The organism is Frankia sp. CeCAU1 (genome assembly GCF_977971845.1).
Genome location: NZ_CDWWXA010000009.1, coordinates 51405 through 61938, shown reverse-complemented (window position 1 = coordinate 61938; position 10534 = coordinate 51405). Strand labels below are relative to the sequence as shown.

At 71.7% G+C, this 10534-nt stretch carries 11 protein-coding genes; 5 read left to right on the top strand and 6 right to left on the bottom strand.

Annotated features, from left to right (window positions below; genetic code table 11):
* Positions 1–24: 24 nt before the first annotated feature.
* Together AC08OO_RS03455 and AC08OO_RS03450 are read right to left on the bottom strand one after the other, a co-directional pair.
* Complete coding sequence (locus AC08OO_RS03455) at positions 25–927, bottom strand: AEC family transporter (protein WP_476608948.1); 903 nt, start codon at positions 925–927, stop codon at positions 25–27.
* 102 nt (positions 928–1029) lie between these two features.
* Positions 1030–1293: a hypothetical protein gene (locus AC08OO_RS03450; protein WP_011435694.1), complete on the bottom strand. Its 264-nt coding sequence runs from the start codon at positions 1291–1293 to the stop codon at positions 1030–1032.
* A gap of 154 nt (positions 1294–1447) precedes the next feature.
* Here AC08OO_RS03450 and AC08OO_RS03445 point away from each other — a divergent pair, with 154 nt between their 5' ends.
* A complete protein-coding gene (locus tag AC08OO_RS03445; RefSeq protein ID WP_476608949.1) occupies positions 1448–2677 on the top strand; it encodes an alkane 1-monooxygenase in 1230 nt (409 codons plus the stop codon).
* 81 nt (positions 2678–2758) lie between these two features.
* Here the strand turns inward: AC08OO_RS03445 and AC08OO_RS03440 are convergent, their stop codons facing one another.
* Positions 2759–3517, bottom strand: a complete 759-nt coding sequence (locus tag AC08OO_RS03440; protein ID WP_476608950.1) for a lysophospholipid acyltransferase family protein — start codon at positions 3515–3517, stop codon at positions 2759–2761.
* 225 nt (positions 3518–3742) lie between these two features.
* Here AC08OO_RS03440 and AC08OO_RS03435 point away from each other — a divergent pair, with 225 nt between their 5' ends.
* A complete protein-coding gene (locus AC08OO_RS03435) occupies positions 3743–4435 on the top strand; it encodes a M50 family metallopeptidase (RefSeq protein ID WP_476608951.1) in 693 nt (230 codons plus the stop codon).
* Between the two features lie 66 nt (positions 4436–4501).
* Positions 4502–5506: an SOS response-associated peptidase gene (locus AC08OO_RS03430; RefSeq protein ID WP_476608952.1), complete on the top strand. Its 1005-nt coding sequence runs from the start codon at positions 4502–4504 to the stop codon at positions 5504–5506.
* Positions 5507–5575: 69 nt separating this feature from the next.
* Here AC08OO_RS03430 and AC08OO_RS03425 read toward each other — a convergent pair whose 3' ends face one another.
* The 3 genes from AC08OO_RS03425 to AC08OO_RS03415 form a co-directional block, all read right to left on the bottom strand.
* The gene (locus AC08OO_RS03425; protein WP_011435699.1) at positions 5576–6139 is read right to left on the bottom strand and encodes an HdeD family acid-resistance protein; all 564 of its coding nucleotides are present in this window, start codon (positions 6137–6139) and stop codon (positions 5576–5578) included.
* A 125-nt stretch (positions 6140–6264) separates the two neighbouring features.
* A complete protein-coding gene (locus AC08OO_RS03420; protein ID WP_011435700.1) occupies positions 6265–6459 on the bottom strand; it encodes a ferredoxin in 195 nt (64 codons plus the stop codon).
* 356 nt (positions 6460–6815) lie between these two features.
* On the bottom strand, positions 6816–7178 hold the full coding sequence (locus AC08OO_RS03415) for a hypothetical protein (protein WP_476608953.1): 363 nt from the start codon (positions 7176–7178) through the stop codon (positions 6816–6818).
* A 6-nt stretch (positions 7179–7184) separates the two neighbouring features.
* Here AC08OO_RS03415 and AC08OO_RS03410 point away from each other — a divergent pair, with 6 nt between their 5' ends.
* Together AC08OO_RS03410 and AC08OO_RS03405 are read left to right on the top strand one after the other, a co-directional pair.
* Positions 7185–7895 carry a ComEA family DNA-binding protein gene (locus AC08OO_RS03410; RefSeq protein ID WP_476618224.1) on the top strand — a complete coding sequence of 237 codons (711 nt, stop codon included), beginning with the start codon at positions 7185–7187 and terminating at the stop codon, positions 7893–7895.
* Positions 7896–7917: 22 nt separating this feature from the next.
* Positions 7918–10533 carry a ComEC/Rec2 family competence protein gene (locus tag AC08OO_RS03405; RefSeq protein ID WP_476618227.1) on the top strand — a complete coding sequence of 872 codons (2616 nt, stop codon included), beginning with the start codon at positions 7918–7920 and terminating at the stop codon, positions 10531–10533.
* Position 10534: the final 1 nt, after the last annotated feature.

Genomic DNA, 10534 nt, shown 5'->3' with positions numbered 1-10534 from the left:
CACCTCCTCAGGCCCCCCACCTCCTCAGGCCCCGAGGAGCAGCGCCCAGACCACCAGGCTCACGAACGACAGCGGAACCCCGACTCCCACCAGCAGGCTCGGCAACGGTGTCGCGAGTTCGTGACGGGCGGCGATGAGTGCGCCGGCGACCATCGGGGGCATCGCCACCTCGAAGAGGGCCACCTGCACGTCGTGATCTCCGACGGTCCCCGTCAGCGCGTAGATTCCCACCACGAGCGCGGGCGCGGCGACCAGCTTGACGCCGAGGCCGAGGGCCAGCTCCCGCCACCACACCCGGACCGCACGCACCTGGAGTTGCAGACCGATGGAGAACAGGGCGAGCGGGGTGAGGGTGCCACCGAGCGACCCCAGCGCGGCGTTCAGCCAGCCCGGGAAGGTCACCGGCCGCAGGACGAGCGCGGCCACCAAGGCGATCAGCGCCGGAGCGGTGAGGACCCGACGGGCGAGCTCGGCGCGGGAAAGCGATGCGCCGGCACTGATCGTGACCGTCCCGAGGACCACCGTGTTTAGCAGTAGGAAGGAACCGAGCTGATCCACGAGCACGGCAACCGGGACCGACGACGCGCCGAAGAAGGCGGTCACCATCGGGATGCCGACGAAGCTCGTGTTCGCCACCGCGGTCGTGGCGATCAGGGCGACGACGACCTCCCGCGGCATCCGCAACGCTCGTCCGGCCAGCACGTAGCCGGCCGTCGTCAGGACGAAGAGCAGGTAGGGCGCGGCGATGACGAGCGCGAGGTTCGGCGGGAAGACGATGCCATGCATGGCGCGCAGCGTCAGAGCGGGCAGGGCCACGTCCAGCAGCCAGACGTTGATCACGTGGGCGGTGTCCGCGGGCAGTCGTCCGCGGTGCCGGACCCCGATGCCCGCCACCAGTCCGACCAAGAGCACGATCAGTGCGGACATTCGGCCATCGTGGCAGCCGGGGTTCCCGGAAGGCGCTGGGATGCGCCGGGCGTGGGACAGGCCACGTGGCCGGCTTGGGGCGGGGACCGGCGCGCGGATGGATCATGGCCGGTGGTTTCGGCGGCGCCGATGCCATCGCAGTAGCCGAGGCAGCAGGATGTTGGCGGCGAACAGCACGGCGGCGAGGACGTAGTTGCCCGCACCCAGACGTTCCTGGCCGGGCAGGGGAAGCAGCGTATACGTGATCAGAACAACGGTGGACAGCAACAGAGTGCCGACCATCACCCCGCCGATCCAGGGGGGCGAGTCGGTCATCGAACGGGAGCGCCGGCCCGCGGGCGACGGCGTCACGCCACCTGTTTGCACGGGTCCTGCTCCTCGATGTGACCGGCGTTCTGTTGTCCCAGTATATGAACACGTGGCAGGCTCACTGTCCAGTTATCGTGCGCCGTCAGGGGTTTTCGCCCCGCGGTGGCGGTCGGCGCTGGTCGGCGGTCCGGCCGGCAAATCGGAGGTACCGATGGCGGCACCTGTTCTCACCGCGCCCGGCGGCCTCGCCTGGCGGGACGGCAAGCGGTATATGTGGCTCACCGCGATCATCGTTCCGTTGCTGGCCATCGTGGGATACGGCCTGTGGCATCGGACGGGTGTCGAGCTGCACTGGTGGATCACCCCGCTCTTCGTCTTCGTCCTGGTTCCGCTGCTCGACATGACCACACCGCCGGATCCGGTCAATCCACCGGAGGAGATCCGGGCCGCGCTGGAGGCCGACCGTTACTACCGCCGGTGCACGTATCTCTACCCGCCGCTGGCGGCCGTCGGCCTGCTGCTGGGCGCCTCGGCCTGGACGAACGGCGACCTGTCGTGGTCCGCCCGGATCGGCGTGGTGGTGTCGGTCGGCACCGTGACCGGGGTGGGTATCACCACCGCGCACGAGCTCGGCCACAAGCGGGGGATTTTCGAGCGCTGGTTGGCGAGGTTGATGCTGGCGCCGGCCGCGTACGGTCACTTCTCCGTAGAGCACAACCGGGGCCATCACGTGTGGGTAGCGACGGCGGCGGACCCGGCGAGCGCCCGGTTGGGGGAGAGCTTCTGGCGGTTCTGGCCGCGGACCGTCGTCGGCAGTCTGCGTTCCGCCTGGTCGCTGGAAGCCGCCCGGCTACGGTTGCGCGGCCGACGGGTCTGGTCGGTGCGCAACGAGGTCGTGCTCGGCTGGTTGCTCACCGCGGTGTTGTTCCTGGCGCTGGCCATCGAGTTCGGGCCGGCTGTACTCGTCTTCCTCGCCGCCCAGGCGGCCTTCGGGTTCACCTTGTTGGAGGGGGTCAACTACATCGAGCACTACGGCCTGGCCCGGGAGCTGACTCCGAGCGGGCGTTATGAGAAGGTCGATCCCCGGCACAGCTGGAACAGCGATGCCGTGATCAGCAATCTGGCGCTTTACCAGTTGCAGCGACACAGCGACCACCACGCCAACCCGACCCGGCGCTACCAGGCACTGCGGTCCTTCGAGGCCTCTCCCCAGCTACCGGCGGGGTACGCCACGCTCCTGCTCGCGGCGTATCTCCCGCCGGTATGGTTTCGGGTGATGGACGACCGCGTCGTCGAGCATTACGGCGGGGACGTCAGCCGGGCGAACCTGCACCCCGCGCGCCGGGCCGCTTTGCTGACCCGGTACCGGTCGCCGTCCGGGCCGCCGCCGTCCGGTACCGAGGTCGACGGGTCTCCGTCCCGGGGCGGTGTTCGTGGGTGAGTACTTCCTTGAATAACGCACGGTAACAGCGCAGGGCCGTCCGCGAGATCGTCGGTCGGTAAGGATTCCGACGGGGATCTGTCAGCTCTGGCCGGATTCCTCGGAGGTGCTCTGCTCGGCGGCGTCCTGATCGGCCGGCCGATCAGGAGCCGAGCCACCGAGATGCGCGGGCAGCCACCAGTCCGGCTCGCCCGGCGTGGGTCGCGGGTAGCGGCGCTGCGCGTCGTCGAGCAGCTCGTTCATCACCTTCTCCAGCAGCGCCGTGCCGTCGCGGCCCTTACCCAGTTCCGTGGGCTGGACGGGCCTGCCCACCGTGATCGAGACGCGGACACCGATCGCGTCCCGCAGTCTGAAGGGCCGCCCCTTGGTGAAAATGCGCTGGCTGCCCCAGAGGATCACCGGGATCACCGGCACCTTCGCGTGAGCGGCCATCCGGGCTGCCCCGGTCTTGAATGTCGCCAGACAGTAACTCGGACTGATCGTCGCCTCGGGGAAGACGCCCACGAGTTCCCCGGCGCGCAGCGCGTCGAGGGCGTGGCGCAGAGACGCTGCGCCGGCCTCTCGGTCGACCGGGATGTGGTGCATGCCGCGCATGAGCGGCCCGCTGATCCGGTGGTCGAAGACGGCCTTCTTGGCCATGAACCGGACCAGCCGACGCTCCGCGATCCAGAACGGCAGACCCGCGAGCGCGAAGTCCAGGTACGAGACGTGATTGATCAGGACGATGCCGCCACCCGATGCCGGGATGTTCTCCGTGCCCTGGATGTCGAGACGCAGGCGCAGTGCGCCGAAAAGTCCCCGCACCATGCTGACCACCGGCCGGTAGACGTACTCCGCCACGACGGGCCACTCCTCGATGTTCCTCGCGGTCTCCCCGGTGTGCCGAATGCGACACGACCTTACCCCCACCCCCTGACGCCGGTCGTCGTGGATGCCCGGCGATACCGCGGTCCGGTTTCACCGGAAGGCAACGTCGCGTGGGGCGGGGGCAGGATCGATGATGTTCTTATCAGGCGTCTGTGGAGGAGCGGGACCAACCGCGCGGATGAGGGAGAGACGACGGAAATGGAGATTCTGCGCCGGAGCATTGCGGCGCAGCCGGCGGCGCCGCAATGGGTGCTCGTCGTTGCCGCGATTCTGGCGGCCCTGACGGTACTCAGCGACCGCCTATGGCCGATATCTAGACATATGATAACAATTGCGCATGAAGGAGGACATGCCCTGGCCGCGGTCGCGACGGGGCGCCGCCTGGCCGGCGTTCGGCTGCATTCGGACACCTCCGGAGTGACCGTGTCCTCCGGACGGCCGACCGGTGCAGGTGTCGTCGTGACCGTCGCCGCCGGCTACACGACACCGTCTCTGCTCGGTCTCGGAGCCGCGGGCCTGCTGGCCACCGGCCGGACGAGTCTGCTGCTACAGCTGTGCGTGGCGCTGCTGCTGGCGATGCTGGTCGTGATCCGCAACGGTTTCGGGGCCCTGTCCGTGCTGGGGAGTACCGCGGGAATCCTGGCGGTCTCCTGGTTCGCGCCGCAGACCGTGTGCGCCGGATTCGCCGCGTACATCGCGTGCTTCCTGCTGCTGGGCGCGATCCGCCCGGTGATCGAGGTGCAGCGGGGGCGCCGTCGGCGCCGGGCCGGGGATTCCGACCCGGATCAGCTCGCGCGGTTGACCGGACTGCCCCCGACGCTCTGGGTCGGGTTCTTCGGCCTAGTCAACCTCGGCGCATTGGCCGGTGGCCTCGCCACGCTGTTCGGGTGACCTGCGCGTTCGGGTGACCTCCGCGCGGAACCTGGAACTGTCGGACCCGGGTGCCACACTGGCGCCATGTGCGGTCGGTACACCCAGAAGCTGAAGACCGACGACCTCGCCGCGGCGATGTCCGCTCGCGACGAGACTGCCGGCGGGGTGACGGAGAACTACAATGTGGCGCCCACCTCGGCTATGCCGATCGTCATCGCCGAGCCGCGTGAGCTCCCGGACGGCGCTCTTCGGGGTGAGGCGCGCCTCCCTTCGGCCGGCCGGCACCCGGCCGGGAAGCCGCCGGCTGCCGCCCGGACCGAGCGGGTCCTTCGCCTCGCGACCTGGGGGTTGGTGCCGTCCTGGGCCAAGGAGCGGACGATCGGGGCAAAGATGATCAATGCGCGGTCGGAGACGGCGGCGACCAAGCCGGCGTTCCGATCGGCCTTCGCCGCACGGCGCTGCCTCGTCCCGGCGACCGGTTTCTACGAGTGGTTTCATCCGGGTGGTGGCTCGCGGCGGGGGCAACCCTTCTACATCCGTCCCGCGGGCCATCCCGCGACCGGCGGGATCTTCGCGTTCGCGGGTCTCTACGAGGTCTGGCGCCGGGGTGAGGCCCCGCTGGTGACCTTCACGATCCTCACGACCGGGGCCGCCGCGGGGCTGGAGTTCCTGCACGACCGCTCGCCGGTGATCCTGCCCGAGGCCGCCTGGGATCGCTGGATGGATCCCTCGGTCCGCGATCCCGCCGCGTTCGCCTCGCTGCTGCGGCCGGCTCCGGCCGGGGTGGTCGCGGCGCATCCGGTCGCGGCCGAGGTGGGCAGTGTCCGGAACAAGGGTCGTCATCTCATCGATCCCGTCGAGATCGATCCGGTGGTCGCCGCGGCCGTCGCGCAGGCGGGCGGGCGGACGGCTCTCGCAGTGGACCCGGAGCGGTCCGGTGGTTCCGTCGGCGGTGGTACCGGTCCGTCCGCGCGGGCGGGCGGCACCGTCGATCTGTCGTCGTTCGGCATCGACCCGGTCCATGACCCGGTCGATACCCCCGTCAATGCCCCGGGCAAAGGCACCGCCGCGGGGCCGGGAGACGGGTGACTCGGCGGGCGCGCTCGGCAATCGCGGGTTAATCCGCCGGAAATCCGGAGAACGGATGGTCGCCGGAGGTCAGGAGTGACCGTGCGGGCGAAGCGCGAGCCCGAGCGCGATCTCGGTGACACCGGTGACGATCAGTTGGATCCCGAAGATCACCGCTAGTACCATGATCGTCGTTCCCGGCCAGGTCAGCGCCAGCACGCCGAGGACGACACTGAGCGCGGCCAGGGCGAGCGGACCGGCGATGCCGCGGCCGGTCCCGCGCGAGGATCTGCTCGCCCAGGTCACCAGGGCCCGGACGACCCCGGTGATGATCAGTATCGCGCCGACGAGCAGCGCGACGACTCGGAGGGTGACTCCCGGCCACAGCAGCACGATGACGCCGCCGAGCGCAAGCATGATCCCGAACAGGGCGGTCCCCGCAGTGTTCTCCGACCGGACCGCGGCGATCGTCTCGCTGATACCGGAGAGCACGAGTGCCACCCCGGCGAGGACCGCCAGCGTGCGGGCTGTCGCGAAGGGGTTCGTGATCAGCAGAAGTCCCAGCACGGTGACCGCCGCACCGAGCAGGAGCAACGCCGGCCACAGCGCGCTGGGGGCTTGCTGACGTCGGTGCTGCCGGTAGATCGTGGCCATCGAGGCACCTCCCCGGGTCGGGGCTCCGCCCGGATACGCGCGGGCCGCTCTCGCCAGAAGGTCTCTACCCGGTTCCGGTGAGTCGCTACCGCGACTCACTCTCCCGGCCGACCGCCACGCCGTGATCAGCTGTCGGAGATGCTGATCGCCTCGGTCGGGCAGGAGTCAACAGCCTCTTGGATGTCATCCCACCTGGCGTCGTCGGGTTCCTCGTCGAGGAGGTAGAGGAAGCCGTCGTCGCGGATCTCGAACACGTTCGGGACGAGACGGACACAGGTTCCGCTGCTCGCGCAGCGGTCGTAGTCGACAGTCACGCGCATCGGCGCACCTCCCAGTGGTGCTCCCACAATCAGTGTCGAGCGGACCTTACCGCCGAGCCCGTGGCTGCGACAGAACCGGGACCCCGGCAGGCCACTGGGCGGGGGCTGTGGACGACGGGCGGCTGTCCACAGGACGGCGGCGAGCGGAGCGGGAGCCGCCGTGATCGATCTACGGTCCAGCCATGGTCGAATCCACCCCTGGTCCCGGGTACCCGCTGTCGGCCCCGTCGCCGCGCTTTCCCGTCCACGCATTTCCGCCTGAAACGTCCGTTTCGTCGCGATGGCCATCGCTGGACCTGCTGCCGTCGGACGACGCCACCGTGCCACTGCGTCCGCCGGACCCCCCAGTAGACGGCTCAGCTGGTGGATCCCGCCGCGTTCGTGACGCCACGTTCACCGAGGACGAGCAGGAGATCGGTGGCGACGAGTCCGACCTGTTCGGGATTCGCGAGGGCGTGTTCCTTGATGAGGACCGGGCTGCCGGCGGATGGGCCGCGGACGAGCTCGCGGCGGACGGGGCCGATCTTGGCCGGCCGGTCGTCGGCCGAACGGATCGGCGCCGTCCGGTCCACCCCCGTGCGGGGCGCGAGATGGACGATGGCGAGGACGAGGGCGGCCGGGGACCTGATCGCGGGCCATCGGCCGGCCGGACGGCGCCGGGAGTTCCACGGGGCGATCTGGTCGGCGTCATCCGCAGGCGGCTTCCGGCTGCGCTGCATGGCATCGTGGTGGCGCCGGCAGCCCGGGCCGCCCTCGTTCTCGCGTTGGTCGCCCTCGCAGCCGCGCTCATGACCGCCTGGTTCTCCTGGCAGCACCGCCCGGTGCCGCTTGCATCCTCCGAGGTCGGTACCTCCCGGACGGGGGAGTCGGCGGCGGCTGGCAATGCCTGGTCGGACCACTCGGACCACGGGGCCACCTCCGCCACGGATACGAGCGTGACTTCGGCACCGACGGCCAGGGCCGCCCGCACCGGGGCGAGCGGCGAGGTGGTGGTCGACGTCGCCGGCCGGGTGGCCCGGCCGGGGGTCGTCCGGCTCCCGGCGGGCGCGCGCGTGGTGGATGCGATCGAACGCGCTGGGGGAGTGCTCCCGGGCACCGACACGACCGGCCTCGCCCTGGCCCGGTTGCTGGTCGACGGAGAACAGGTCCTCGTCGACGGCAAGCCCGGCCCGGCGCCGCCCGGAACGGCAGCCGGGCAACCCGCGGGTACTGGTCTCGGATCCGCCGGTTCCACTGCGGCGACCGGTCCGATCGACCTGAATGCCGCGACCGCCGAGCAGCTTGACGGTCTGCCCGGGGTGGGGCCCGTGCTGGCTCGCCGCATCGTCGAGTGGCGCACGGCGCACGGGCCCTTCCGGTCGCCCGAGCAGCTGGCGGAGGTGACCGGAGTCGGCGACAAGCGGCTGGCCGATCTGCTGCCATTGCTGAAGGTTTGACGTTCCAGTGGTCGACGTCGGGATGGAGACCGGACTCGCGCTGCCGGAACGGCCGTCCGGGGCTTCCCGTCCCATGGACGCCCGGCTGGTGGGCCCGGCGGTCATGGCCTGGGCTGGCGCGGCGGGTGCCGGCACCTGGCCGCCGTCCGTTCCGTTGCTGGGTGCCGCCGGTGCGGTGCTCGTCGCGACTCCGATGTTCCTGCTGGTCCAGGTCCGTCCGCGGGGTGGTCGGCCGACTCGCCCGGGACCGGGCGGCGCTCGGGCCGAGGCGGCTACGGGCGCGTCTCGTCCGTCGCAGCCCCAGCCGCGCAGCGCGCCGCTCACCCGGGGCGTTGGGCGGTGCTCCGGCGGCACTGTCGTCGTGCTCACGGCCCTCGTCTTCCTGGCCGCCGGGTTTCTCGCGGGTGGACTGGCGGCTCGTCCGCGTGACAGCGGCCCGCTCGCCGATCTGGTCCGGCATGGCCGTCCGGTCACCGCCGAGGTCGTCGTCACCGACGATCCCCGCGCCACCTCCTCGTCCACCGCGGTCCGGACGGGAACCGGGCCCGGAGCCGGAGAGGGAAGAGGAGAGGGGGGCGGCGGCGCCGATCGCGTGACCTTCGTGATCTCCGTCCGGGCGGAACGCCTTACCGCGTCACCGGCGGATCTGCGGGTCCGGGCCCCGATGGTCCTGCTCGCGCGGGGCGGCGGCTGGGGTGCTCTGCTGCCCAGCCAGCACCTGGTCGTCTCCGGCAGGCTCGCCGAACCCCGGGTCGGTGACACCGTGGCCGCCGTCCTGTTCGCCGACGGCCCACCGCGGACCCGCGGCGGACCCGCAATGATCCAACGAATCGCCGGGGGGCTGCGGGTCGGGCTGCGTCGAGCCGCTGGGGGACTGCCCGAACCGCGTCGCGGGCTGCTGCCCGGCCTCGTGGTCGGCGACGTCTCCGGGCTCGACGATGCGGTGCGTGCGGACTTCCGCGCCGCCGGAATGTCCCATCTGACGGCCGTGTCCGGTAGCAACGTCGCCATCGTGACGGCCTCGGCGCTCTACCTCATGGGATGGACCGGGCGTGGGTCACGGTCGCGCGCCGCGGTGGGAGCCCTCGCTCTCGTCGGGTTCGTCGTGCTCGCCCGGCCCTCGGCCAGCGTGCTGCGTGCCGGGGCGATGGGTCTGGTCGGCCTGCTCGGGCTCGCCGTTGGCCGTCCCAGGGCGGTGCTGCCCTCCCTGGCGGCGAGCGTGATCGTCCTGATCCTGGCGGATCCCGCGCTCGCCCTCTCGGTCGGCTTCGCGCTGTCCGTCCTCGCCACGGCCGGAATGATCGTTCTCGCGCCGGGCTGGCGGGACGCGCTCGCTCGCCGGCTGCCGGCACGGATCGCCGAGGTGCTCTCCGTCGCGGCCGCCGCCCAGCTGGCGTGCACCCCGGTGTTGGCCTGGACCGGCGGGGGGCTGAGCCTCGTGGCGGTGCCCGCGAACGTCCTGGCCGTGCCCGCCGTCGCACCGGCGACCGTGTTGGGGGTACTGACGCTGGTCGTGGCGGCGGTGTCGCCGTCAGCAGCCGGGCTGCTCGCGCACCTCGCCGATCTGCCGTGCTGGTGGCTGGTGACGGTCGCCGGCCGGTGCGCCGACCTTCCTGCCGCGACGCTGCCGTGGCCCACGGGGGTGATGGGAGCGGGCGTGGCCGCCGGTGTCGCCTGGCTCGTGGTGGCGACGCTGCGGCGGCGGGTGCCGCGGCGACTGGTCGCTGCGGCCCTGGTCGGCCTGCTCCTGGCGCGATGCGCCGTCGCCGGGCGGCTGGCGCCGTGGCCGCCGCCCGGCTGGCGCCTGGTCGCCTGCGACATCGGTCAGGGCGACGCCCTCGTGCTGTCGGCGGGACCGGGCACCGCGGTGCTGGTCGACGCCGGCCCCGATCCGGCCCTGCTGACCCGCTGCCTCTCCGACCTCGGCGTGCGACGGATACCGGTGGTCATTCTCAGCCACTTCCACGCCGATCACGTCGAGGGGCTGCCGGCCGTGCTCGGCCGGCTTCCGGTGGGGGAGGTACTCGGCAGTCCGCTGGGGGAACCCGTTCTCCAGCGGCATCGGGTCCAACAGTGGACCCGGCGGGCCGGTGTGCCGCTGCGAACGGCCGTCATCGGCTCCCGGGCACAGGTGGGGGCGGTCTCTTGGACGGTCCTGGCTCCGCGCACCGTGTTGCACGGCACCGAGAGCGATCCCAACAACGCGAGCCTGGTGCTCTCCGCACGGGTGGGGGAGGTGACCATCCTGCTCACCGGGGATGTGGAGCCGCCGGCCCAGCGGGTGTTGACCGGCAGCCCGGAGGATCGGACGGCGCTACGAGCCGACGTGCTCAAGGTGCCCCATCACGGCGCCGCGGATCAGGACGCCACCTTCCTCGCTGCGACCGGGGCCCGATTCGCCCTGATCAGCGTCGGCACCGGGAACAGCTATGGTCATCCCGCGCCGTCCACCCTGCGGACGCTGCGCCGGTCCGGCATGGCCGTCGCCCGGACCGACCGCGACGGCGCGGTGGCGGTGGTCGCCACGGCGGCACCCGCCGGGTCCGCCGAGTCCGGGTCGCTGGCGGGAGCCGCCTCCGGGCCGGGGGCGCGAGTCCGCGTCTCGGTGGTGCTCCGCCGGCCCGGGGGCGGATCGTGAC

Coding starts and splice junctions, on each gene's coding strand:
- AC08OO_RS03455 (WP_476608948.1), bottom strand. CDS start 927: ATGTCCGCACTGATCGTGCTCTTGGTCGGACTGGTGGCGGGCATCGGG.
- AC08OO_RS03445 (WP_476608949.1), top strand. CDS start 1,448: ATGGCGGCACCTGTTCTCACCGCGCCCGGCGGCCTCGCCTGGCGGGAC.
- AC08OO_RS03435 (WP_476608951.1), top strand. CDS start 3,743: ATGGAGATTCTGCGCCGGAGCATTGCGGCGCAGCCGGCGGCGCCGCAA.
- AC08OO_RS03430 (WP_476608952.1), top strand. CDS start 4,502: ATGTGCGGTCGGTACACCCAGAAGCTGAAGACCGACGACCTCGCCGCG.
- AC08OO_RS03425 (WP_011435699.1), bottom strand. CDS start 6,139: ATGGCCACGATCTACCGGCAGCACCGACGTCAGCAAGCCCCCAGCGCG.
- AC08OO_RS03420 (WP_011435700.1), bottom strand. CDS start 6,459: ATGCGCGTGACTGTCGACTACGACCGCTGCGCGAGCAGCGGAACCTGT.
- AC08OO_RS03415 (WP_476608953.1), bottom strand. CDS start 7,178: ATGCAGCGCAGCCGGAAGCCGCCTGCGGATGACGCCGACCAGATCGCC.
- AC08OO_RS03405 (WP_476618227.1), top strand. CDS start 7,918: ATGGAGACCGGACTCGCGCTGCCGGAACGGCCGTCCGGGGCTTCCCGT.